This window comes from Haemophilus influenzae (assembly GCF_003494325.1).
In the GTDB taxonomy this organism is placed as follows: domain Bacteria; phylum Pseudomonadota; class Gammaproteobacteria; order Enterobacterales; family Pasteurellaceae; genus Haemophilus; species Haemophilus influenzae_I.
The window spans coordinates 188,978-214,556 of record NZ_QQIK01000001.1; the positions used below are offsets into that span (position 1 = coordinate 188,978).

Here is a 25,579-nt window from a genome sequence, read left to right on the forward strand (position 1 = left end):
CTTAATGGCTGTTTTGCTGAATGATAGATTCAATCAAATTTTCTACCGCACTTTCATCATATTTAAGTGTATCAGTAGAAAATAACGTTTTCGGTTCTGTTTTTTCTCGTAGTATTGCGCCTGATGAATCTGAAATTCTTACTTTTGCCGTTGCAGAAAGACCAATTCTCAATGGCGTTTCTGTAAATTGTTGTGGATCTAATTTAATTCGCACAGGTACACGTTGTACCACTTTAATCCAGTTACCCGTAGCATTTTGTGAGGGCAAAAGAGAAAATGCATTGCCAGTCCCCATTTCAATACCATTTATCACGCCATCAAATTCTTTATTTTTACCGTATAAATCAAAATGGATTTTTACTGGCTGACCAATGCGCATATTCGTTAATTGGGTTTCTTTGAAGTTAGCTTCTAGCCACATTTGTTCATTAGATACCACCGCCATTAACGCACCACCCACTGAAACGGCTTGCCCAACTTGAACATTACGACGCGCCACATAGCCATCAATTGGACTTCTAATTTTTGTACGTTGCAAATTTAACCAAGCCTGTTTGAGTGAACTCATTGCATTTTGTATTTGCGGTTGTTCACGTAATGGAACGTTACGCAATAAAGCCCGATTAGCAGCCAATTGATTTTTAGAGGTATTTAAATTTGCTTTGGCAAGCTCGACAGCTTCTTTTGCGTGTTGGAAAGATTCTTTATCAATCGCACCCATTTTTTCAAGTTGAACTCGGCGCGCCAAATTGCCTTGAGCTTGAGCTAAAGAAATTTCATTGGCGTGCACAGCTGATTGCAATTGCTGCACAGTGAAACCCAGTTGTTCTACCTGACGTACAGCATTGGCGAGATTGCTTTTGGCCTGTTCGAAACTAAGTTTCGCATTCGTATCATCCAATTCAACTAGAATATCACCTGCATGGACTTTATCCATATTGTCAGCATTAATCTTCGCTACATTACCTGCAACTTGTGATGATACCATTACTTGATTTCCACCCACATAAGCATCTTCTGTTTCTTCAAAATCCTTCAAGAAGAAAAACCAATACAAAGCACAAGCAATACCAATAATAAGCAGGAGAAGAATAAAAATGCTTAAGCCTTTTTTACGGTTAGTTTTATTTGATACAGATTTATTTGATGGAGTTTCAATTGCAGTTTTCGTCATAATGTCTTCCCTGATTTGGGATAATGTTTAAAAATGGGATATTTAAAACTATCAAAAATAAAATGAAAGGTCATTATGAAACTTTAAAAAGGGGAACTCAAGGGGAAATTATCATCTCTTTGTTTTTGCTAGATTAATGAATGTTCTAGAAGTATTGTTTCATTTATTTGATTTATTTTCGTGTAAGAATCAAAAATTGACAATCATAGCGATTTTGTTCATCTGCCTTACGATATTCATCAAATTCAATTTCCCACTCCTCCCAATTCAATTGAGGGAAAAAAGTATCGCCATCTAGTTCTGTTTGAATTTGAGTAAGGTATAACTTATCTGCTTTGGGTAAATATTGTTTGAATAACTCGCCCCCACCAATCAACATAATTTCATCAAAATCTCTGACAAAATTGACCGCACTTTCAAAGCTATCTTTCCATATCACACCTTCGTGTTCAAAAAGCTGGCGAGAAAGTACGATATTGGTACGTTTAGGTAGTGGACGACCAATACTTTCAAAGGTTTTACGCCCCATAATGACAGGTTTACCAGTGGTGTTTTGACGAAACCAAGCTAAATCTGCAGGCAAGTGCCAAGGCATTTGGTTATCTTTACCAATCACATTATTTAATGTTGTCGCCACAATTAAACTAAATGTCATAAATCCCCCTAAAATTTGCCGTTACTATACCTGATATTAAGTGATTTTTCATTGATTTAGTGATAACGTTAATGCCAATTTTAAGAACTTGGAAAGGACTATGAACAAAAAAACAATCGTTGTGAAATTCGGTACAAGCACGCTAACTCAGGGTTCGCCAAAACTGAATTCGCCACATATGATGGAAATCGTTCGTCAAATTGCACAACTGCACAATGATGGATTTCGTATAGTGATCGTGACTTCTGGTGCGATTGCAGCGGGTCGCCATTATTTAAATCATCCTCAATTACCACCCACTATCGCCTCAAAGCAACTGCTTGCAGCGGTTGGTCAGAGCCAATTAATTCAGGCTTGGGAAAAATTATTTGCTATTTATGATATCCATATCGGGCAACTTTTATTAACCCGTGCAGATATTGAAGATCGCGAACGTTTTTTAAATGCGCGAGATACTTTACACGCACTTTTAGATAACCACATTATTCCTGTGATTAATGAAAATGATGCGGTAGCGACTGCGGAAATTAAAGTAGGTGACAATGACAATTTATCGGCATTAGTCGCTATTCTTGTGCAAGCGGAACAGCTTTATTTATTGACTGATCAACAAGGTTTATTTGATAGTGATCCGCGTAAAAATTCTGAAGCGAAATTAATTTCAGTTGTAGAACAAATCACCGATCATATTCGATCAATTGCAGGAGGAAGTGGTACAAATCTTGGTACTGGTGGAATGATGACCAAAATCATTGCTGCCGATGTTGCGACTCGCTCTGGAATTGAAGCCATTATTGCTCCAGGTAATCGCCCAAATGTAATTGCAGATCTTGCTTATGAACAAAATATTGGTACAAAATTTATTGCACACCAATCTGATCGATTAGAAAGCCGCAAACAATGGCTTTTCGCCGCACCATCGGCAGGTATTATTACCATTGATAACGGTGCGCAAAATGCCATTCTTGAACAAAATAAATCTTTATTACCCGCTGGTATTATTAACGTGGAAGGGCGTTTTTCGCGTGGTGAAGTAGTCAAAATACGCACTCAATCAGGTAAAGACATTGCGCTGGGTATGCCACGCTATAACAGCGATGCTCTACAATTAATTAAGGGTAGAAAATCAGCAGACATTGAGAATGTTTTAGGCTATGAATATGGCGCAGTGGCAATGCATCGTGATGATATGATTATTTTGTCATAATGTCCTTTGGTTGATAAAAGCACTGATTTATGAAACAATCTTGAGCTATTTTTATAGGAAAAATTTAAGGTAAAACGATAGTGATCGATTTTGATGGCTACCGTCCAAATGTGGGTATTGTGATTTGTAATCGCAAAGGGCAAGTGCTTTGGGCGAAGCGTTGTGGGCAAAATTCGTGGCAGTTTCCGCAAGGTGGCATTAATGATAATGAAAGTGCCGAGCAAGCGATGTATCGCGAACTACACGAGGAAGTTGGTTTACAACCTAAAGATGTGCGTCTGTTATATGTTTCTAAACATTGGTTACGCTATAAATTGCCAAAGCGTTTATTGCGTTATGACAGCAAGCCGATGTGTATTGGGCAGAAACAACGCTGGTTTTTGCTACAGCTTGTTAGCGATGAAAAAAACATCAATATGCAAACAACTAAATCGCCAGAATTTGATGGGTGGCGTTGGGTAAGTTTTTGGTATCCTGTTCGTCAAGTTGTGTCTTTTAAGCGAGATGTTTATCGAAAGGTAATGAAAGAGTTTGCTTCGATACTATTTACGGACAACCCACTAATATTTTCCGCATCTCGTGAAGCAAATTCACAGCATTATTCGGCAAACAAAAAATATTCTCAGACAAAATACACGAAACGCCATTTTTATAAATCAAGAGGCCAATAATGTTCACTTTTATTCTTCTTTGTTTACTTGTTGGTGCATTAGCGGGTTTTCTTGCAGGATTATTTGGTATCGGCGGTGGGTTAGTAATTGTGCCAACGTTAGTGTATTTACTGCCTATTGTAGATGTACCAGAATCTTTGTTGATGTCTACCGCACTTGGAACATCATTTGCTACCATTGTGATTACTGGCATTGGATCGGCACAACGTCATCATAAATTAGGTAACATAGTCTGGCAGGCAGTTCGCATTTTAGCTCCAGTTATTATGCTTTCTGTTTTTATTTGTGGTTTATTCATTGGAAGACTTGATCGTGAAATTTCTGCCAAAATTTTTGCTTGCTTAGTGGTATATTTAGCCACAAAAATGGTACTTTCGATTAAAAAAGATCAAGTCACAACAAAACCACTTACCCCTCTTTCTTCCGTAATTGGCGGTATTTTGATTGGTATGGCATCTAGTGCTGCGGGAATTGGCGGTGGTGGATTTATTGTACCGTTTTTAACTGCTCGTGGCATTAATATCAAACAAGCTATCGGTTCTTCCGCATTTTGTGGGATGTTATTGGGCATATCAGGGATGTTTAGTTTTATAGTGAGTGGTTGGGGAAATCCATTAATGCCTGAATATTCGCTCGGTTACATTTATCTTCCCGCTGTGTTAGGCATTACTGCCACTTCATTTTTTACTTCCAAATTAGGCGCAAGTGCAACCGCTAAATTGCCTGTTTCAACCTTAAAAAAAGGTTTCGCCCTTTTCTTAATTGTGGTTGCGATCAATATGTTTCTGAAATAAGGAAAATTATGAATTCAAATTATTTACTTCTTCCTCACTTTGATCCGAGTATTTTTACGCTCGGCGATAGCAATATCGGCTTACGTTGGTATGGTTTGATGTACCTTTTAGGTTTTGTTTTTGCACGTTGGCTTGCGGTTCGCCGTGCTAATCGCCCAAATAGCGATTGGACAGTAGATCAAGTTGATAGCTTACTTTTCAATGGTTTTATGGGGGTGTTTATTGGCGGACGTGTTGGCGATGTATTTTTCTATAATCTCGATCATTTCTTACAAGAACCACTTTATTTATTCCGCGTTTGGGAAGGTGGAATGTCGTTCCACGGTGGCTTAATTGGTGTAATTGTTGCTATGATTTGGACATCTTATTCACAAAAACGTAATTTTTGGCAAACGGCTGATTTTGTTGCGCCTTTGATTCCGTTTGGTCTAGGTTTAGGCAGAATTGGTAATTTCATTAATCTTGAACTATGGGGACGCGAAACGAATGTGCCTTGGGCAATGATTTTCCCGAATGATCCTCTTTTACTGCCTCGTCATCCATCACAACTTTATGAAGCCTTTTTAGAAGGCCTGGTGTTGTTTGCGATTCTGAATATTTTTATTAAAAAACCACGTCCAATGGGCTCTGTTGCAGGCTTATTCTTAATTGGTTATGGTGTCTTCCGTTTTATTGTGGAATATGTGCGTGAACCTGAAGTTGAAAATTTCTTTGGGATTATTACACGAGGGCAAGCCCTTTGCTTGCCGATGATTATTGGTGGTGCTTTCATTATGGCTTGGGCTTATTCACGCAAAAGTGCGGTCATAAAATAGGAGATTTTTATGAAGCAATATCTTGAGCTTTGTCGCCGCATTGTTAGTGAAGGGGAATGGGTTGCTAATGAACGTACAGGTAAGCATTGCCTCACCGTTATTAATGCAGATTTAGAATATGATGTGGCGAATAATCAATTTCCGCTGATTACTACCCGTAAAAGTTATTGGAAAGCGGCCATTGCTGAATTTCTAGGTTATATTCGTGGATATGACAATGCCGCTGATTTCCGCGCACTTGGCACGAAAACTTGGGATGCTAATGCGAATGAAAATGCAGCTTGGCTTGCAAATCCGCATCGTAGAGGCGTTGATGATATGGGGCGCGTATATGGTGTGCAAGGCAGAGCATGGCGTAAGCCTAATGGAGAAACCATAGATCAGCTACGTAAAATTGTTAATAACTTAACGAAAGGTATTGATGATAGAGGAGAAATTTTAACTTTTTTTAACCCTGGGGAATTTGATCTTGGTTGTCTTCGTCCTTGTATGCACACGCATACTTTTTCTCTTGTGGGCGATACTTTACATCTTACTAGTTATCAACGTTCCTGTGATGTTCCGCTTGGATTGAATTTCAATCAAATTCAGGTGTTTACTTTCTTAGCTTTGATGGCACAGATCACAGGCAAAAAAGCCGGCAAGGCATATCATAAAATTGTGAATGCGCATATTTATGAAGATCAGCTTGAGTTAATGCGTGACGTACAACTTAAACGCGAGCCTTTCCCATTGCCAAAATTAGAAATCAATCCAGATATAAAAACGCTTGAAGATTTGGAAACTTGGGTCACGATGGATGATTTTAAAGTCGTTGGCTATCAATCCCACGAACCAATTAAATATCCTTTTTCCGTCTAATGGATGCAGCAAAAGTGCGGTCAGAATTTGACGAGAAAATGATGCGCTACGCCCTTGAGCTTGCCGATAAAGCGGAAGCGTTAGGTGAGATTCCTGTGGGGGCGGTGCTGGTGGATGACGCTAGAAATATTATTGGAGAAGGTTGGAATCTCTCCATTGTTCAAAGTGATCCTACTGCACATGCTGAAATTATCGCTTTGCGTAATGGCGCGAAAAATATTCAAAATTATCGCCTACTGAATAGCACGCTTTATGTGACATTAGAGCCTTGCACAATGTGTGCAGGGGCAATTTTGCATAGCCGTATTAAACGTCTTGTGTTCGGTGCATCTGATTATAAAACTGGCGCGATTGGATCACGTTTTCATTTTTTTGATGATTACAAGATGAATCATACTTTAGAGATTACATCTGGCGTATTGGCAGAAGAGTGTAGTCAAAAATTGAGTACATTTTTTCAGAAAAGACGCGAGGAGAAAAAAATAGAGAAAGCATTATTAAAAAGTCTGAGTGATAAGTAATTCTTTATTTTTTCTTATATTTGAAACTTAAAATCCAGGATTGATCGTTATCTCAAATCCTGTTACTTGCGGAAATTCTTCTTGAATTAGTGTTAATAATTCAATTTGTTTAAATAGAATCCCCTGCCGAACAATAGCATTAGACACTTCAATAAAAATTAAATGATCTGTTATGTTGCCAATACGAAATTTGCCGTGAAATTCCTGTGGAAAAATGCGGTTAAATTTTTGATTGAGTTCATTGATAGCAAGACCTTTTTTGATTATTTTGGCAAAGGGCGATTGCTCAAGCACATCCGTAATATTGACTGCTTTTTGATAACGATCAGCCTTGTTTTCCATAAAGTCAGCCCCCAGTAAATGACATCAGTTTAGATTTCCGCTACAATACACGCAATTTTCATAATAAACAATGAGACGAATGATTTCAGGCACTGTCAAACCGAATTTTTGGTCGCGATTACTTTTAAGTATCATCGCGATTTTTGCTTTGCCTAACGCACAAAGTTTTGAAAATCAAAATAATACGGAAAATTATTCCTCAAGTGTTTCCATTCAACAAGCGTTAGAAACGGTAAAAGTTGCTCGTGAAGTGCAACGACAAGCCATTCCTCAACCTTCAATTTCCCGTCAAACTGAAAAACAACCTAAAATTCAACCGCACTTTTTAGCGGATGTATTGAATCTTAGTGCGCCAATTCGAGCAGGCCCCTTGCTTATTTAATTTTTCTGTTTTTTGTGAAGAATATTGCTATTGAAATAGCGATATTTTAAAAAATTATTGTGCATGAAATAAAGTATTTCATAAGCATTTAACTATTTAACTTATATATTTAAAAAGAGAAATTATGAGCATTTTAACAAGAATTTTTGGTAGTCGTAATGAACGCGTTTTACGTAAATTAAAAAAACAAGTCGTAAAAATTAATAAAATGGAGCCTGCTTTTGAGGCATTAAGTGATGATGAATTAAAAGCAAAAACACAAGAGTTTCGTGATCGTTTAAGTGGTGGCGAAACTTTGCAACAAATTTTACCAGAAGCATTCGCAACGGTACGCGAAGCAAGTAAGCGTGTGCTTGGTATGCGCCATTTTGATGTTCAGCTTATCGGTGGAATGGTATTGACCAATCGTTGTATTGCAGAAATGCGTACTGGTGAAGGTAAAACATTAACGGCGACTTTGCCTTGTTATTTAATCGCACTTGAAGGTAAAGGCGTTCATGTTGTCACGGTGAATGATTATCTTGCTCGCCGAGATGCAGAAACAAACCGTCCGTTATTTGAATTTTTGGGTATGAGCGTAGGCGTAAATATTCCTGGTTTATCGCCAGAAGAAAAACGTGCAGCTTATGCGGCAGATATTACTTATGCAACCAATAGTGAACTTGGTTTTGATTATTTACGTGACAACTTAGCCCACTCAAAAGAAGAGCGTTTCCAACGTACTTTAGGCTATGCGTTGGTGGATGAAGTGGATTCTATCTTAATCGATGAAGCGCGTACGCCATTGATTATTTCAGGTCAGGCAGAAAACAGTTCAGAGCTTTATATTGCGGTAAATAAATTGATCCCAAGTTTAATTAAACAAGAAAAAGAAGATACGGAAGAATATCAAGGAGAGGGCGATTTCACTTTAGATTTGAAATCTAAACAAGCACATTTAACCGAACGTGGTCAAGAAAAAGTAGAAGATTGGTTAATTGCGCAAGGTTTAATGCCTGAGGGGGACTCTTTGTATTCTCCTAGTCGAATTGTATTGCTTCATCACGTTATGGCTGCATTGCGTGCGCACACATTGTTTGAAAAAGATGTCGATTACATTGTGAAGAACGGTGAAATCGTGATTGTTGATGAACACACTGGTCGTACAATGGTGGGGCGTCGTTGGTCAGATGGTTTGCACCAAGCCATTGAGGCAAAAGAAGGGGTGGATGTTAAGAGCGAAAACCAAACTGTTGCGTCAATTTCTTACCAAAACTACTTCCGTTTATATGAACGTCTTGCAGGTATGACGGGGACTGCGGATACCGAAGCATTTGAGTTCCAACAAATTTATGGCTTGGAAACTGTTGTAATTCCAACAAATCGTCCAATGATTCGTGATGATCGCACTGATGTGATGTTTGAAAATGAACAATATAAATTTAATGCGATTATTGAAGACATTAAAGATTGTGTAGAACGCCAGCAACCAGTATTAGTGGGGACGATTTCAGTCGAAAAATCAGAAGAATTATCTAAAGCGTTAGATAAAGCAGGTATAAAACACAATGTGTTGAATGCGAAATTCCACCAACAAGAAGCGGAAATCGTGGCAGAAGCAGGATTTCCTAGCGCAGTGACTATCGCAACGAATATGGCGGGTCGAGGTACGGATATTATTCTTGGCGGTAACTGGAAAGCGCAGGCTGCCAAATTAGAAAATCCAACTCAAGAACAAATTGAAGCCCTTAAAGCAGAGTGGGAGAAAAACCACGAAATTGTAATGAAAGCGGGTGGGTTGCATATTATCGGTACAGAGCGTCACGAATCTCGTCGTATTGATAACCAGTTGCGCGGTCGTTCTGGGCGTCAAGGTGACCCCGGTTCTTCTCGTTTCTATCTTTCTTTGGAAGACGGTTTAATGCGCATTTATTTGAATGAAGGTAAACTCAATTTAATGCGTAAAGCGTTCACGGTAGCAGGCGAGGCAATGGAGTCGAAAATGTTGGCGAAAGTGATTGCATCTGCTCAAGCAAAAGTTGAGGCGTTCCATTTTGATGGCCGTAAAAACCTACTTGAATATGATGATGTGGCAAATGACCAACGTCACGCGATTTATGAGCAACGCAATCATTTGCTTGATAATGATGATATTTCTGAAACTATCAACGCTATTCGCCACGATGTGTTTAATGGTGTGATTGATCAATATATTCCACCACAATCTTTGGAAGAACAATGGGATATTAAAGGGCTTGAAGAACGTTTATCTCAAGAGTTTGGTATGGAATTACCGATTTCTAATTGGTTGGAAGAAGATAATAATCTTCACGAAGAAAGTTTGCGCGAACGCATTGTGGAAATTGCAGAAAAGGAATACAAAGAAAAAGAGGCTTTGGTTGGCGAAGACGCTATGCGCCATTTTGAAAAAGGTGTTATGTTGCAAACCTTAGATGAACTTTGGAAAGAACACTTAGCTTCGATGGATTATTTACGCCAAGGTATTCATTTACGTGGCTATGCGCAAAAAGATCCAAAACAAGAGTATAAAAAAGAATCTTTCCGTATGTTTACGGAAATGTTGGATTCTTTAAAACACCAGGTTATCACGACTTTAACCCGTGTACGTGTGCGTACTCAAGAAGAAATGGAAGAAGCTGAACGTGCTCGTCAAGAAATGGCTGCTCGTATCAATCAAAATAATTTACCTGTGGATGAAAATAGTCAGACAACTCAAAATTCAGAGACTGAAGATTATTCAGATCGTCGCATTGGTCGCAACGAGCCTTGTCCTTGTGGGTCGGGTAAAAAATATAAGCATTGTCACGGAAGTCGTGTGGCACGCCAGTAATGAACAATCAAAGTGCGGTGATTTTTCCCCGCACTTTTTTCATACCTCTACATTGGATAGAAAAATGGATAAAAAAATTATACAAGTTGCTGCGGGGATTATTCGTAATGAATTTGGTCAGATCTATTTAACGCAGCGTTTAGAAGGACAGGATTTTGCCCAATCTTTAGAATTTCCCGGTGGAAAAGTAGATGCGGGAGAAACCCCAGAACAGGCTTTAAAACGTGAACTGGAAGAGGAAATAGGCATTGTTGCGTTAAATGCAGAACTTTATGAACGTTTTCAATTTGAATATCCAACAAAAATCATTTCTTTTTTCTTTTATCTGGTAAATGAATGGATTGGTGAGCCTTTTGGGCGAGAGGGGCAAGAAGGTTTTTGGGTTGAGCAGCGCGCATTGGATGCAGGACAGTTTCCCCCCGCGAATGCAAAATTAATTCATCGATTACTAAATGAAACTCACAATTTCATATAAAATAAATGTGGTTTAAAGTTATATTAAAAGATTTAGTATGATTTATCACATATAACTTTTTAATATACTCGCCAAAATATTTGTATTTTTTGCATTATTGGAGTCATTATGTCTCAACTTGCCAATCCAGAACTGATGAAAGTCGTTATTTTACTCGCATCTAGCGTAACAATTGTGCCGTTATTTAAAAGACTCGGGTTGGGTAGCGTGCTAGGTTATTTAGTGGCAGGTTGTTTGATTGGCCCATCTGTCTTTGGCATAGTGCAAGATCCAACAGCTGTGGTACATTTAGCGGAATTAGGTGTGGTAATGTTTCTTTTTATTATCGGGCTTGAAATGTATCCAGAACGCCTTTGGGCAATGCGTAAAGCTATTTTTGGCAGAGGTTTGTTACAAGTTGGATTATGTGGTTGCTTACTCACTTTTTCGGGTATTTATTTATTAGGATTAACAAAAGAAGTATCATTTATCGCTGGTATGGGTTTCACGCTTTCCTCTACTGCTATTGTAATGCAATCACTAGAAGAAAGGGGGCTTACTTCTACGTCAAAAGGACAACGCGTAATTTCAACATTAATTTTTGAAGATATTGCTATTGTACCACTTTTGGCTTCTGTCGCTTTTCTTGCTCCCCATTCGAAAGAAGCGACACCACATACTGATTGGGTATCAATTGGTATAGCATTAAGTGCTGTTGTGGGGTTAATTGTGACTGGAAAATGGCTAATGAACCCACTATTTCGTTTAATTTCTAAAGCACGTATTCGTGAAATGATGACAGCGGGTGCATTATTGGTCGTTTTAGGTGCTGCATTAGCAATGGAAATTGGCGGACTTTCAATGGCAATGGGCGCGTTTGTTGCTGGTGTGATGATGTCTGAATCAGCGTTTCGCCATCAGCTTGAAGCGGATATAGAACCATTTCGCGGCTTATTACTCGGATTATTTTTTATGGGCGTAGGAATGTCCTTAGATTTGCATTTAGTGTTTAATCATTGGATCTTGCTACTTGGAATTGTTTTTCTTTATATACTTGGAAAAGCCAGTGCTGTTTATATTATTGCCCGAATTACCCGTCTTGATCATCGAGAAGCCATAGGACGAATGTCTTTGATGGCACACGGTGGCGAATTTGCTTTCGTTCTTTTTTCAGCCGCAGCAACTGCGGAAGTAATCAGTAATGAAGAACAAGCGACATTCACTGCTGCAGTGATTATTTCGATGCTTTTTTCGCCTATTATTGCTCAAATTGCTCGCAAACTTATACAGCATACAGAGCCTAAACATCTTGATCAACTTGATGAAAATGATCTAGACAGCATCGGGGATTTGGAAGATAACGTTTTAGTTATTGGTTTTGGACGTTTTAGTCAAATTGTCTGCCAAACATTATTACTTCGTGGAATTAGCGTTTCAGTGATTGATCGCAATATCGAAAATATCCGTGCTGCCGCAAAGTTTGGTTTTAAAGTTTATTATGGCGATGGCATTCGATTAGATGTTTTACGAGCCGCAGGAATTGAAAAGGCGAAATGTGTCGTATTAGGTATTACCGATACACAAAGAATTGAACATATTGTCAGTCAAATGAAAGAGGCTTATCCAAATTTACCAATTTTAACCCGAACTTATGACAGAAAAACAACAGTTAGTTTGATTAAGCAGGATGTAGATTTTATTGTGCGTGAAACTTTTGAATCAGCAATTACACTTAGTCGAGCAACATTGATGAAATTAGGTATTGATAAAATTGAAGCGGAAGAAATTATTAAGGAAGTACGAACATTGGATCAAGAACGGTTAAATGAAGAAGTTTTACACGGTTTTTCGAATGAAATAGTAAAAAAATATTGGACACCAAGACCATTTATTAAACCGCATCTTGATACAAAAGCATTAAATAAAGAAACAGAAGAAATTCTAAGTGAGAAAATTGAAGAAGAAATATCAAATGATCATTCATAAAATTATTTTTTATCTTTAGTGATATTTTTTATCTATAAAAATATTAAATTTTAACTTCTCGTTTAAGTATTTACTTTTGAGTGATTTAAATCACGTAAATTTTTATTTTAAGGCAATAAATGAATAATAAAATTAGTGTTTATGATAAAGATAATTTCTTTGAGCTTTATCAGAAACTCCGTGCAAATCCAATTAGCCTCAATGAAATTATCGAAAAGCCCACCATGCTTTCATTGTTGCCTAATTTAAAAGGGAAGAAATTACTCGATTTAGGCTGTGGTACGGGAGGGCATTTACAACTTTATTTAGAACGAGGGGCGGCTAAAGTAATTGGAACTGATCTTTCCGAAAAAATGCTCGAACAAGCTGAAAAAGATCTTCAAAAGTGCGGTCAATTTTCAGGGCGTTTTTCCTTATATCACTTACCAATAGAAAAATTAGCTGAGTTACCAGAAAGTCATTTCGATGTGATTACTAGCTCTTTTGCCTTTCATTATATTGAAAATTTTCCGACATTATTATCAACGATCCATGACAAACTCTCGTCTAATGGCACATTAATTTTCTCACAAGAACATCCGATAACTACCTGCCATAAAGAGGGAGAACGCTGGGAAAAAAATGACAAAAAACAGCAAGTCGCTTATCGTTTAAATCATTATAGAGAAGAGGGGAAACGCAATAGAAATTGGTTCAAACAACCTTTTCAAACCTATCATCGAACAACAGCAACAATTATCAATAATTTAATTCATGCAAGGTTTCAAATCGAGCAAATGGAAGAACCCATGCTTGCTGACCAACCGCAATGGCATAATGAATTTAAAGATTTGTCACATCGACCACCATTGTTATTTATCAAAGCAAGAAAAGTGGAGAAATAAACAAAATAAATTGGTTTTTAACCGCACTTTATGGTATAAATCGCCCCGCTGTTTTTGCCTTTCAAAAGCAGTTTTTTAATTACTAACAACACACACATATTAACAAGGCTTAATCGGGGTGCCAAACGGTCGATTAGCTGATATGTGGAGGCTCAACCCCAACAAAAGGAAAATATTATGGCACAAGTTTCAATGCGCGACATGATCAACGCAGGCGTACACTTCGGACACCAAACTCGTTACTGGAACCCACAAATGAAACCTTTCATTTTTGGTGCTCGTAACGGTGTTCACATTATCAATCTTGAAAAAACTTTACCTTTATTCAACGAAGCTTTAGCGGAATTAACTCGCATTGCTAGCAACAACGGTAAAGTATTATTCGTTGGTACAAAACGTGCAGCGTCTGAAGCAGTTCAAGCAGCAGCATTAGATTGTCAGCAATATTACGTAAACCACCGTTGGTTAGGTGGTATGTTGACTAACTGGAAAACCGTTCGTCAATCAATTAAACGTTTAAAAGATTTAGAAACCCAATCTCAAGACGGTACTTTTGATAAATTAACCAAAAAAGAAGCGTTAATGCGTAGCCGTGAGATGGAAAAACTTGAATTAAGCCTTGGCGGTATCAAAGATATGGGCGGCTTACCAGATGCGTTATTCGTTATCGGTGCGGACCACGAACATATCGCTGTTAAAGAAGCAAACAACCTAGGTATTCCTGTATTTGCTATCGTTGATACTAACTCAACACCAGCTGGCGTAGATTTCGTTATCCCTGGTAACGATGATGCGACTCGTGCTATCCAACTTTACGTTTCTGCAGCTGCAGCAGCGGTTAAAGAAGGTCGTGGTAACGAAGCTCAAGTTGCTGAAGAATTAGCAGCTGACGCAGAATAATTTAAGTTTTGCAATAAGGCGAAGCCCTTAATAATCAAGCGATTAATTGGCATAGGGGCTAAAATTTAGCCCCTATATTTTTATCTAAAAGTGCGGTCAAAATAAACCGCATTTTCGACAGAGGATTTTAAAAATGGCTGAAATCACAGCATCATTAGTAAAAGAACTTCGTGACCGTACTGGCGCAGGTATGATGGAATGTAAAAAAGCATTAGTTGAAGCAAACGGTGATATTGAGTTAGCAATCGACAATATGCGTAAATCTGGTCAAGCTAAAGCAGCTAAAAAAGCAGGCCGTGTTGCAGCTGAAGGTGTTATCCTTGCTCGTGTAGAAAATGGTTTCGGTGTATTAGTTGAAATGAACTGTGAAACTGACTTCGTAGCAAAAGATGCAGGTTTCTTAGGTTTAGCAAACGAAGTAGCTGATTTCGCAGCAGCAAACAAAGGTACCACTATCGAAGCATTACAAGCGCAATTTGAAGAAAAACGTGCTGCATTAGTTGCTAAAATCGGTGAGAACATGAATATTCGTCGTGTTGCTTACTTAGATGGTCAAGTAATTGCACAATACTTACACGGTGCAAAAATTGGCGTATTAGTTGCGGGCGAAGGTTCTGCTGATGAACTGAAAAAAGTAGCAATGCACGTAGCTGCATCTAAACCTGAATTCGTGAACCCAGAAGATGTATCTGCTGAAGTGGTTGAACACGAACGCCAAATCCAAATCGATATTGCGATCAACTCTGGTAAACCAAAAGAAATCGCAGAGAAAATGGTTGAAGGTCGTATGAAGAAATTCACTGGTGAAGTTTCATTAACAGGTCAAGCATTTGTAATGGATCCTTCTGTATCTGTAGGGGATTTCTTAAAATCAGTAAATACTTCTGTTTCTAACTTCATTCGTTTAGAAGTAGGCGAAGGTATTGAGAAAAAAGAAGAAGATTTTGCTGCTGAAGTTGCAAAAATCACTGGCGGTAACGCATAATTCTTTAACGATAAAAAATGTATGCTTGTAAGCCCAATTTAAAGTTGGGCTTATTTATTTTTAAAAGAATTTCAACTTATTTCGTTAAGTAAATTTTATACACATAAAAATCTGCATTTTAATCAGTTATTAAACTTGTAAAATGCAGATTAAATGATGGGGTATCAATTAAGAAATTTTCTTTTCTAATGCTTTTAAGCGTTTATGTATGCCATCAATGCCTAATGTTAGAGCTGCTGTTTTACGCCACTCTTTATTCGTTTGCAATGGAATACCAGAGGAATATACGCCAGGCTCTGTAATTGGACGCATAACCATTCCCATTCCAGTAATGGTTACTTTATCACAAATTTCCATATGACCATTAATCACACTCGCACCGCCAATTAAGCAATAGCGACCAACAGTTAAGCTACCTGCCATAATAACGCCACCCGCAACCGCTGTACCAGTGCCAATATGAACATTATGTGCAATTTGACAAAGGTTATCGATAATAACGTTATCTTCAATAATCGTGGCATCTAATGCGCCTCTATCAATACAGGTATTCGCACCAATCTCAACGTTATTACCAATTATTACTTGCCCTACTTGTGGAATTTTAATCCAACGACCACGATCATTTGCATAACCAAAACCATCACTACCGATAACTGTTCCTGATTGAATTAAGCAATTAGCTCCAATCTCAACGTTATGGTAAACAGTGACATTAGCCCAGAGTTGAGTGCCTGAACCTATCTTGGTATTTTTACCAACAAAGCAATTTGCACCAATGATCACGTTATCACCTAGTACAACACCTTCTTCAATCACTGCGTTCGCACCAATAGATACATTTTCGCCCAATAAAACACCATCAAAAATGACCGCACTTTTTGCGATTCCTTGTGCCGCTTTTGGCGTGCTATCCATATATTGCGCTAAAATTGCGTAAGCCACATAAGGATCTTTAATAATAAGTAAATTGCTTTCTGGAGAACAGTGTTCAACATCCTCTTCAGAAACAACCAAAATCCCTGCTTTAGAATCTTTCAATAATGCACGAAATTTTACGTTAGAAATAAAAGTGAGTTGATTTGATTGGGCTTTATCGAGAGGCGCAATATTCTCAACAACAACATCGGCGTTACCGCGAACGGTAGCGCCGATTTGAGTTGCCAATTCTTGTAAAGAATAGGATTTTTGCATTATGAAAACCTATTATTTTTTCTCTTGTGCTTTTTCAGAAGCAGGGATAGATTTTAATACTTCTTCAGTAATATCTTTACCCTCTACCGCAAATACGACTGAATTTGCATCAAGCACATAAGTATAACCTTTTGCTTTTGCTAAATTATTTGTCGCAGTTTGAATGCTATCTAATAATTTACCACGCTCTTCAGCTTGACGTTTTTCATTTTGAGCTTGGAATTCTTGAACTTTTTTATCTTGTTCTTGCATTAATTTTTGTAATTCAGCATCTTCAGCCGCACCTAATTTATTAATTTCCTGTTGGCGTTTTTGAATATCAGCTTGACGTAAGCGAGGTGCATCTTTTTCTAAAGCCGCAACTTTTGCTTCTACTTTTTTACGAGCAGCAGCAATTTTATCATCAACTTCTTTTTTGCTTGCTGCTAATTTCTCAGCTACAGGTTTAAATTCAGCATCAAGTTTATCTGCTACTGCTTGGCGATCTGGGTGATGTTGAAAAATATAACCTGCATTAATGAAAGCAATTTTTTCTTCAGCGGAAGCATAGCCTGAAGCAAGTGCAATACCTAAAGCAAGTGCGGTTACTTTTGCGATGTTTTTCATTTGATAAATATCCTTAATTAAATGATGGGTTTAATATTTTCTCTGCCCAATTAAATTAGGCAGAGAACGTTGTTTTTGAGTTCTGATGAAGAAAAAAAGTTCAATTTATTAGAAAGAACCTCCAATACTAAATTGGAACTGTTCGACATCATCATTTTCATATTTTTTAATTGGTTTGGCATAAGAGAATACCAATGGCCCAATAGGAGATTGCCATTGGAATCCGACACCTGTAGAGGCGCGAATACGGCTTGATTTGCCATAATCAGGCAATTTTTCTAATACATCGCTCTTTAATCCATTTTTATCTGATTTCCATTTAGTATTCCAAACACTTGCCGCATCAACAAATAAGGAAGTTCGGACCGTATTTTGGCTTTTATCACTAACAAACGGTGTTGGTACAATAAGTTCTGCACTCGCAGTTGTGATTGCATTACCACCAATCACATCAGAACTTATCTTATCAAAATTACCATTACCATTACCGCTACCATTTTGAGCGGCATAAATTGCATTAGGCCCAATACTACCATAAGCAAAACCGCGTAATGAACCGATGCCACCCGCTGTATAAGTTTGATAGAACGGTAAACGCTTGTTTCCAAAACCATTTGCATATCCTGCAGATGCTTTTGCAGATACAACCCAGAGGTGATCTCTGTCTAATGGGTAGAAACCCTGTACATCTGCACTTAGTTTGTAGTATTTATTATCAGAACCTGGAATTGTAACTCGTCCACCAAGACTTGCTTTAACCCCTTTAGTTGGGAAATAGCCTCTATTAAGGCTGTTATAATTCCAACCAAAAGAAAAATCAAAGTCATTTGTTTTAATGCCATTACCTTTAAATTTCATTGATTGAATATATAAATTACGGTTATATTCTAGAGCAAAGTTACTAATTTTATTATAGGTATGACCTAATCCTACATAATAGGAGTTATTTTCATTTACAGGGAAACCTAAAGTAACATTACTTCCGTAAGTCGTACGCTTATAGTTAGAGGATGTATCACTTTTAGAGTTATCGTAGTTTTCAAAGAAAACATTTCCACCAAGACTTACACCATCTTTAGTAAAATAGGGCTCGGTATAACCCAAATTGACACTCGTACCATAATCATTTTTCGTACCAGCTATACTTACTGCCGCCCCTGTTCCTAAGAAATTATCTTGTTTAACACTTGCTTGATAACTAATACCACTCTCTGTACCGTAACCAATACCAAAGTTGATACTACCCGTGTTACGTTCTTTGACTTTATATACGACATCCACTTCATCATTACTACCATTGATAGGATCAATTCGGTTTTCGACTGTTTCGAAGAAACCTGTACGATCTAAGCGAATTTTTCCTAACTCAACTAATTGTGAATTATACCAAGTTCCTTCTTGTTGGCGCATTTCCTGACGTAAAGTGCTATCAGCAGAAACGGTATTTCCTTCAAAGCGAAGTTGGCGAACAGTTAAACGTCGTCCAGCATCAACAACAAGGGTTATCGCTAATGTTTTATTTGCATCATCAAAATCAGGTACTGAATTTACCGTTGCGCTACCGTAACCGCGTTCTCCAAGTTTTGCTTTAATTGCATTTTCTACATCTGCAATATCACTACGGCGGAAAGTATCATTTAAATGTAATGCTGAAAGTAAAGGTTCAAGCTCGGCAGACATACCTCCCAGATTACCTATAATGCGTGCACTACGAAGGTCATACTGTAAACCTTCATTTACATCAATGGTTACATTAACTTTTGTTTTTTCATCATTTAGCTGAACATCCGTTTTAGTGATTTGTGCTTTGGCATAGCCATTATTTAAATAATAATCACGAATTGACTGCAAATCTTTCTCGAATTGCGCACCTTCAAATTTATTTCCCCATAATTTCCACCAAGAATCAGGTTGTAATTCCATTTGTTCTTGTAATGTACTGCTACTAACAGATTCGTTCCCCTTGAAAGTTAATGATGCCAATTTTGCTTTATCATCTTCATTGATTTGAATTAAAATTTCAGCGCGATTATTTGGTAGCGTATTGACAATAGGTTCAACGGTTGCGTTATAGCGACCTACACTTGCATAGTGCTCTTTTACACTTTTGGCAAATTCATTTAATTTTTCTCGAATTAAAACATCGCCAACTTTAAACCCGTTAGCATCTAAGTTTTGTTTTAGTGCTTCAGTGGGAATAATAGAGTTACCTTTGATTTTAACATCTGAAATGATCGATTTAGCCACAACGCTAACAACAAGCACATCGCCTTCTTGATGCGCTTTCACATCATCGAATCGACCACTTACGAATAAAGAGCGGACAATATTAGCCACATCATTGTCAGTCACACTCTGACCGGCACGAACAGGTAAACTTGCTCGGATTTGTTGTTCTAAGTCACCTTGAACACCATCCACACGAATATCTTTTGCCACAAAAGGTGCGGCAAACACAGTCGTTGTCGTACCGAATAATAAACTTGCGATTAGAAGTTTTTTCATCGATTGTATCCTATATAAATTATAGACGTAAAAAATCATTAAATAATGCAAACACCGTTAAGCTTAATAACAGTGCTGCGCCAATTCGATAACAGATGCTTTGCACCCGCTCAGAAACAGGTTTTCCTTTAACAGCTTCCATTGTTAAAAAAACTAAATGACCGCCATCTAATACTGGTAATGGAAATAAATTCATAATCCCTAAATTTACACTAATCAATGCCATAAAACTTAAAAAATACACCAATCCAATATTTGCTGATGCACCAGCACCTTTTGCAATAGAAATTGGCCCACTTAAATTATTTAATGACAAATCGCCAGTAAGTAATTTCCCTAATATTTTCAAGGTTAAAAGGGAAAGCTGCCCTGTTTTTTCAATGCCTTTTTGTAAAGATTCAAGAATACCATATTTTAATTCAGTACGGTATTCATCCGCTAATTTTGTCAAGGTTGGGCTAACCCCAACAAACCATTTGCCATTTTGATTACGCACTGGAGTTAGGACTTTGTCAAATGTTTCTTCATTACGTTCAACTTTAATAGAAAAAGATTCGCCTTGTTCGACCTGTTTTATAAAATCTTGCCAAGGAAGTGCGGTTAAATTTTCTTTTAAAATTTTATCACCGATTTGTAAACCAGCTTTCTCAGCGGGAGAATTTTGAACAACTTTAGAAAGCATCATTTCAATTTTAGGACGCATAGGCATAATCCCTAATGCCTCAAAAGCACTTTCTTTTTCAGGATCGAATATCCAATTTGTAAGATTTAAAGTCCGTTGTTGTTCAATATTAGAATTGAAAGGAGAAAGGGTAATTTCAACATTAGGCTCCCCCATTTTTGTTGCAAGTAGCATATTGATGGTTTCCCAATCTTGAGTTTCTTCGCCATCAATTGTAAGAATTTGCGTATTGGGTTCAATGTGGGCTTGTGCTGCGATTGAGTTTGGTGTTATTGATTCAATCACTGGTTTAACCGTTGGCATTCCATAAAGGTAGATGATCCAATAAGCAAAAATTGCAAAAATAAAATTAGCTAAAGGGCCTGCAATAATTACAAATGCGCGTTGTAATACGCTTTTACTGTCAAATGCTTGTGATTTTTGCTCAGCAGGAACTACTTCATTACGTCCATCAAGCATTTTTACATAGCCGCCTAAAGGAATCATTGAAACCGCAAATTCTGTACCATATTTGTCAATGCGTTTCCAAATTACTTTTCCAAAACCAATGGAAAAACGATGGACTTTTATACCGCACTTTCTCGCTGCCCAAAAGTGACCATATTCGTGAACGGATACTAATACAGCAATAGCAATGATAAAAGAACCTAGTGACCACAAAAATGACATTAAAAATCCTTATAAGACAAAGAAATAGAAATAGCTGAAAAAAGGTACTGCGGCAGTCAAGCTATCAATGCGATCTAATACACCGCCATGACCAGGAATTAATTGACTGCTGTCTTTCACACCAGACTCACGCTTGAACATACTTTCAGTTAAATCGCCCAATACTGAAATTGCAACTGTCGCTACAGAAAGAATGATAAATCCAGTAATATTTCGATCGCCTACTAAAGTATTGTTAGAGAAATGAATAAAGATAAAAGCAAGCACTAATGCTGTAATTAATCCACCAATGACCCCTTCCCAACTTTTACCTGGCGATACTTTAGGGGCAAGTTTACGTTTGCCAAAGGCACGTCCGCTAAAATAAGCACCAGAATCAGCCGCCCAAACAAGTATAAATACGTAAAGTAATAAAAATAAGCCGTGATAAGGATCATGGGTATAGTGTTCTAAACGTAAACGTAATACACCTGCGACAAATGGAATCAACGTAGAAAAGGCAAATAAAAGTTGTAAAAGTGGATTTTTAGACCAAAATTTAGCTGATTTAGGGTAACTGATCACAAGTAACAAAGCTAAACCCCACCAGCTAACAGCATTTATCAATAAAAGCTGAAGATGTTGTTCAAACACACGCCCTGCATCTAAATAGTTGCCCTCAGTATAGAGCCATAAGAAGATAAATACGCCTAAAAAGGTAGTCACAAAAAAACGTATCAAAGGTTGTTTTAGGCGAGCAAATTGAGTCCATTCCCAAATGCCTAAAATCGCTACTGCCCCTAAAGCGAGGGCAAAATAAAAAGGTGTGAATAAAAATAGCGCACATAAAACTGCAGCAATTAACACAATAGCAGATAAAACTCGTTGTTTAAGCATAATTTTAATCCGTTTAACTATTCAGTCCCGCCAAAACGGCGATGACGTTGTTGATAACTTGCAATCGCGCGATTAAATTCTAATTGATTAAAATCAGGCCAAAGCACATCGGAAAAATATAATTCCGCATAGGCAATTTGCCATAATAAAAAGTTGCTTATGCGCTGTTCTCCACTGGTGCGAATTAATAAATCCACAGGTGGTGCATTTTGGGTTGCAAGATGATGTTGAAAAGTCGAGTTATTAATATCTGAAACTGACATTTCTTCTTTTTTAACTTTTTCTGCAATTTGTTTAGCGGCTTGAATAATATCCCAACAACCGCCGTAATTTGCCGCAATATTGAGTGTAAGTGCGGTATTTTTTTCTGTTAAATTTTCCGCTTTTTTGATTTTTTCTTGTAAAGTTTCACTAAAACGAGATACATCGCCTATAATTTTCAGACAAATATTATTTTTATGTAATTTTTTCACTTCGCGATCCAAGGCTTGCATAAAAAGCGACATTAACGCGCTGATTTCTTGTTCTGGGCGACTCCAATTTTCGCTACTAAAGGCATAAAGTGTGAGTACTTCCACACCGATTTGTCGTGCATAAGCCACTGCTTTGCGTACCGCAGTAACGCCATTGGTGTGTCCGAAAATTCGCATTTTATTTTTCTGTTTTGCCCAACGGCCATTACCATCCATAATAATGGCAACGTGTTTTGGTATATTTGTTTGATCCAACTCTATCATTATTTTTATTATTGAGAGACCTCTATAAATTTGGTGGTAAACTATATCATAAGTTATATTGGCTTGCCATGGATTCCTTTGTTCTAATCTGTTCTGCAAAAATTGAAAATTTATTGTAAAAAAACAACTAAAAAACCACCGCACTTTTTATTTCTCTCCCTATTAATTTTTGCCATTTTACGGTATTCTATGCCACATTTTCTATTGTCAAAATGCTGCAAAAGTGCGGTTAAAATTTAAGGTGATTTTATGCAAGAACAATATCGCCCCGATATGATCGAACCAAAGGTTCAACAATATTGGGCAGAAAATAAAGTTTTCAAAGCAATCAAAGACGAATCTAAAGAAAAATATTACTGTCTTTCTATGTTCCCATATCCTTCTGGCCGCCTGCATATGGGACATGTACGTAACTATACTATTGGTGATGTAATTTCTCGTTATCAACGCATGCTAGGCAAAAACGTATTGCAACCATTTGGTTGGGATGCTTTCGGCTTACCAGCAGAAGGTGCCGCAATCAAAAACAAAACTGCGCCTGCTAAATGGACGTACGAAAACATTGCCTACATGAAAAAACAACTTCAGCTTTTAGGCTTTGGTTTCGACTGGGATCGTGAAATCGCAACCTGTAAACCAGAATACTACAAATGGGAACAATGGTTCTTCACTGAGCTTTACAAAAAAGGCTTAGTGTACAAAAAAACCTCAACCGTAAACTGGTGCCCGAATGATGAAACAGTACTCGCAAACGAGCAAGTACACGAAGGTTGTTGCTGGCGTTGTGATACACCAGTGGAACAAAAAGAAATCCCACAATGGTTTATCAAAATTACTGACTATGCCGAGCAATTATTAGGTGGTTTAGATACCCTTCCTCAATGGCCTGATATGGTAAAAACCATGCAACGTAACTGGATTGGTCGTTCTGAAGGGGTAGAAATTACCTTTGATGTTGCAAATACCAACGAAAAAGTGGCGGTTTACACCACGCGTCCAGATACCTTTTACGGCGTGAGTTATTTAGGTATTGCAGCGGCACATCCATTAGCAAGTTTAGCAGCTCAAAACAATTCCGAATTAGCCGCCTTTATCCAAGAAGCGAAAAACGCCAAAGTGGCAGAAGCTGATCTTGCGACAATGGAGAAAAAAGGAATGGCAACGGGATTATTTGCTATTCATCCATTGACGGGGGATAAATTACCGATTTGGGTCGCTAATTTCGTGTTAATGCACTATGGTACTGGTGCAGTAATGGCGGTTCCTGCTCATGACCAACGCGACTTTGAATTTGCTCAAAAATACAGTTTGCCAATTAAACAAGTGATCGCACCGCTTGCAGATGAAGAAATTGATTTAACTAAACAAGCTTTCGTTGAGCACGGTAAATTAGTGAACTCAGCTGAGTTTGATGGTTTAGATTTTGAAGGTGCTTTCAACGGTATTGCAGATAAATTAGAAAAATTAGCTGTTGGAAAACGCCAAGTTAATTACCGTTTACGTGACTGGGGTGTTTCTCGCCAACGTTATTGGGGGGCGCCAATTCCGATGCTAACCCTTGAAAATGGCGATGTAGTACCTGCACCAATGGAAGGTTTACCCATTATTCTTCCTGAAGATGTGGTGATGGACGGCGTAAAAAGCCCAATTAAAGCGGATCCAAACTGGGCGAAAACAACTTTCAATGGTGTACCTGCATTAAAAGAAACGGATACCTTTGATACCTTTATGGAATCCTCTTGGTATTACGCACGCTACACTTGTCCACAATATCAAAATGGCATGCTTGATGCGGAAGAAGCAAACTATTGGTTACCAGTGGATCAATATATCGGTGGTATTGAACACGCAACAATGCACTTGCTCTACTTCCGTTTCTTCCACAAATTGTTACGCGATGCAGGATTTGTAACCAGTGACGAACCAGCCGATAAATTATTATGTCAAGGTATGGTGCTTGCAGATGCGTTCTACTACACAAGTCCAACCAATGAGCGTATTTGGGTAAGTCCAACACTGGTGACTCTTGAACGTGATGAAAAAGGCAGAATTATTAAAGCGACCGATCCTGAAGGGCGTGAATTAGTCCACAGTGGCATGACCAAAATGTCGAAATCCAAAAATAACGGTATTGACCCACAAGAAATGGTAGAAAAATATGGTGCCGATACTGTTCGCCTCTTTATGATGTTTGCCTCTCCAGCAGAAATGACCTTGGAATGGCAAGAATCAGGCGTAGAAGGTGCGAAACGTTTCTTAGGACGCGTTTGGAATTTGGTATATCAATATCAACAAAATCCAGCAAAAACTAGCCTAGATTTGACCGCACTTTCCGCAGAACAGAAAGTGCTTCGTCGTGAAGTTCATAAAACCATTGCGAAAGTGAGCGATGATATTGGTCGTCGTCAAACATTTAATACTGCGATTGCTGCAGTGATGGAATTGATGAATAAACTGACTAAGGCATCGCTTGATAGCGAGCAAGATCGTGCAGTTATGGCGGAGGCATTAAGTGCAGTTGTTCGTATGCTTTATCCAATTACGCCACATATCTGTTTTGAATTATGGCAAGCTCTTGGCAATGAAAGTGCTATTGATACTGCAGAATGGGTAAAAGCCGATGAAGCCGCAATGGTAGAAGATGAAAAACTGATTGTTGTGCAAGTAAATGGCAAGGTTCGTGGCAAAGTTACTGTTGCGACAGATGCAGATGAAAACACAGTCAAAACGATTGCTTTTGCGGATGAAAATGTGAAGAAATTTATTGATAATCAACACATTGTCAAAGTGATTTATGTCGTAGGTAAATTATTAAACGTGGTAGTGAAACCATAATACATAGGGTGTGT

The 25,579-nt window shown here is 38.0% G+C and carries 23 protein-coding genes; 14 read left to right on the forward strand and 9 right to left on the reverse strand.

Features of this window, described 5'->3' with window-relative positions:
• Position 1 precedes the first annotated feature (1 nt).
• Both DV356_RS00990 and folA read right to left on the reverse strand, forming a co-directional pair.
• The gene (locus DV356_RS00990; protein ID WP_118806404.1) at positions 2-1,174 is read right to left on the reverse strand and encodes an EmrA/EmrK family multidrug efflux transporter periplasmic adaptor subunit; all 1,173 of its coding nucleotides are present in this window, start codon (positions 1,172-1,174) and stop codon (positions 2-4) included.
• 172 nt (positions 1,175-1,346) lie between these two features.
• A complete protein-coding gene (folA, locus tag DV356_RS00995; protein WP_110431745.1) occupies positions 1,347-1,829 on the reverse strand; it encodes a type 3 dihydrofolate reductase in 483 nt (160 codons plus the stop codon).
• A gap of 100 nt (positions 1,830-1,929) precedes the next feature.
• Here folA and proB point away from each other — a divergent pair, with 100 nt between their 5' ends.
• The 6 genes from proB (at position 1,930) to tadA (ending at position 6,698) form a co-directional block, all read left to right on the forward strand.
• Entirely contained in the window at positions 1,930-3,036 is a 1,107-nt protein-coding gene (gene proB / locus DV356_RS01000; protein ID WP_105894737.1) for a glutamate 5-kinase, read from the forward strand.
• Between the two features lie 80 nt (positions 3,037-3,116).
• On the forward strand, positions 3,117-3,707 hold the full coding sequence (gene rppH, locus DV356_RS01005) for an RNA pyrophosphohydrolase (protein WP_005655829.1): 591 nt from the start codon (positions 3,117-3,119) through the stop codon (positions 3,705-3,707).
• Positions 3,707-4,501, forward strand: a complete 795-nt coding sequence (locus DV356_RS01010; protein ID WP_005648117.1) for a sulfite exporter TauE/SafE family protein — start codon at positions 3,707-3,709, stop codon at positions 4,499-4,501. Before rppH ends, DV356_RS01010 begins: the two co-directional genes overlap by 1 nt.
• A gap of 8 nt (positions 4,502-4,509) precedes the next feature.
• Positions 4,510-5,316 carry a prolipoprotein diacylglyceryl transferase gene (gene lgt, locus DV356_RS01015; RefSeq protein WP_118806405.1) on the forward strand — a complete coding sequence of 269 codons (807 nt, stop codon included), beginning with the start codon at positions 4,510-4,512 and terminating at the stop codon, positions 5,314-5,316.
• Between the two features lie 9 nt (positions 5,317-5,325).
• Positions 5,326-6,177 carry a thymidylate synthase gene (locus DV356_RS01020; protein WP_005648113.1) on the forward strand — a complete coding sequence of 284 codons (852 nt, stop codon included), beginning with the start codon at positions 5,326-5,328 and terminating at the stop codon, positions 6,175-6,177.
• Entirely contained in the window at positions 6,177-6,698 is a 522-nt protein-coding gene (gene tadA / locus DV356_RS01025) for a tRNA adenosine(34) deaminase TadA (RefSeq protein ID WP_005690559.1), read from the forward strand. The genes DV356_RS01020 and tadA overlap by 1 nt, the downstream gene beginning before the upstream one ends.
• A 27-nt stretch (positions 6,699-6,725) precedes the next feature.
• On the opposite strand, the gene DV356_RS01030 is transcribed toward tadA, so the two are convergent.
• Positions 6,726-7,040, reverse strand: coding sequence for a DUF721 domain-containing protein (locus tag DV356_RS01030; RefSeq protein ID WP_005686159.1), 315 nt, complete (start codon positions 7,038-7,040; stop codon positions 6,726-6,728).
• 79 nt (positions 7,041-7,119) lie between these two features.
• On the opposite strand from DV356_RS01030, the gene secM reads away from it, so the two are divergent.
• The 7 genes from secM (at position 7,120) to tsf (ending at position 15,461) form a co-directional block, all read left to right on the forward strand.
• Complete coding sequence (secM, locus tag DV356_RS01035; protein WP_005651471.1) at positions 7,120-7,422, forward strand: secA translation cis-regulator SecM; 303 nt, start codon at positions 7,120-7,122, stop codon at positions 7,420-7,422.
• A 124-nt stretch (positions 7,423-7,546) separates the two neighbouring features.
• Positions 7,547-10,252, forward strand: coding sequence for a preprotein translocase subunit SecA (gene secA, locus DV356_RS01040; RefSeq protein ID WP_112119029.1), 2,706 nt, complete (start codon positions 7,547-7,549; stop codon positions 10,250-10,252).
• A gap of 64 nt (positions 10,253-10,316) precedes the next feature.
• Complete coding sequence (gene mutT, locus DV356_RS01045) at positions 10,317-10,727, forward strand: 8-oxo-dGTP diphosphatase MutT (protein WP_005648100.1); 411 nt, start codon at positions 10,317-10,319, stop codon at positions 10,725-10,727.
• A gap of 108 nt (positions 10,728-10,835) precedes the next feature.
• Positions 10,836-12,692 (forward strand): monovalent cation:proton antiporter-2 (CPA2) family protein, encoded by a 1,857-nt coding sequence (locus DV356_RS01050; RefSeq protein WP_118806406.1) that lies wholly within the window; start codon positions 10,836-10,838, stop codon positions 12,690-12,692.
• A 119-nt stretch (positions 12,693-12,811) separates the two neighbouring features.
• On the forward strand, positions 12,812-13,576 hold the full coding sequence (locus tag DV356_RS01055) for a class I SAM-dependent methyltransferase (RefSeq protein ID WP_005666039.1): 765 nt from the start codon (positions 12,812-12,814) through the stop codon (positions 13,574-13,576).
• A gap of 177 nt (positions 13,577-13,753) precedes the next feature.
• Positions 13,754-14,476, forward strand: a complete 723-nt coding sequence (gene rpsB / locus DV356_RS01060; protein ID WP_005645552.1) for a 30S ribosomal protein S2 — start codon at positions 13,754-13,756, stop codon at positions 14,474-14,476.
• 133 nt (positions 14,477-14,609) lie between these two features.
• Complete coding sequence (gene tsf, locus DV356_RS01065; protein WP_005648092.1) at positions 14,610-15,461, forward strand: translation elongation factor Ts; 852 nt, start codon at positions 14,610-14,612, stop codon at positions 15,459-15,461.
• 168 nt (positions 15,462-15,629) lie between these two features.
• Here the strand turns inward: tsf and lpxD are convergent, their stop codons facing one another.
• The 6 genes from lpxD to uppS all read right to left on the reverse strand — a co-directional run bounded on the left by lpxD (position 15,630) and on the right by uppS (position 22,730).
• A complete protein-coding gene (gene lpxD / locus DV356_RS01070) occupies positions 15,630-16,655 on the reverse strand; it encodes a UDP-3-O-(3-hydroxymyristoyl)glucosamine N-acyltransferase (protein WP_118806407.1) in 1,026 nt (341 codons plus the stop codon).
• Positions 16,656-16,667: 12 nt separating this feature from the next.
• Positions 16,668-17,261, reverse strand: coding sequence for an OmpH/Skp family outer membrane protein (locus tag DV356_RS01075; protein ID WP_005648089.1), 594 nt, complete (start codon positions 17,259-17,261; stop codon positions 16,668-16,670).
• Positions 17,262-17,369: 108 nt separating this feature from the next.
• Positions 17,370-19,766 carry an outer membrane protein assembly factor BamA gene (gene bamA, locus DV356_RS01080; RefSeq protein ID WP_118806408.1) on the reverse strand — a complete coding sequence of 799 codons (2,397 nt, stop codon included), beginning with the start codon at positions 19,764-19,766 and terminating at the stop codon, positions 17,370-17,372.
• Positions 19,767-19,785: 19 nt separating this feature from the next.
• Positions 19,786-21,117 carry an RIP metalloprotease RseP gene (gene rseP / locus DV356_RS01085; protein ID WP_050838184.1) on the reverse strand — a complete coding sequence of 444 codons (1,332 nt, stop codon included), beginning with the start codon at positions 21,115-21,117 and terminating at the stop codon, positions 19,786-19,788.
• Positions 21,118-21,126: 9 nt separating this feature from the next.
• The gene (locus tag DV356_RS01090; RefSeq protein WP_005693266.1) at positions 21,127-21,993 is read right to left on the reverse strand and encodes a phosphatidate cytidylyltransferase; all 867 of its coding nucleotides are present in this window, start codon (positions 21,991-21,993) and stop codon (positions 21,127-21,129) included.
• Positions 21,994-22,010: 17 nt separating this feature from the next.
• Positions 22,011-22,730: a polyprenyl diphosphate synthase gene (uppS, locus tag DV356_RS01095; RefSeq protein WP_005655860.1), complete on the reverse strand. Its 720-nt coding sequence runs from the start codon at positions 22,728-22,730 to the stop codon at positions 22,011-22,013.
• Positions 22,731-22,979: 249 nt separating this feature from the next.
• Between uppS and leuS the strand changes: the two genes are divergently transcribed.
• Positions 22,980-25,565 (forward strand): leucine--tRNA ligase, encoded by a 2,586-nt coding sequence (gene leuS / locus DV356_RS01100; RefSeq protein WP_118806409.1) that lies wholly within the window; start codon positions 22,980-22,982, stop codon positions 25,563-25,565.
• Positions 25,566-25,579: the final 14 nt, after the last annotated feature.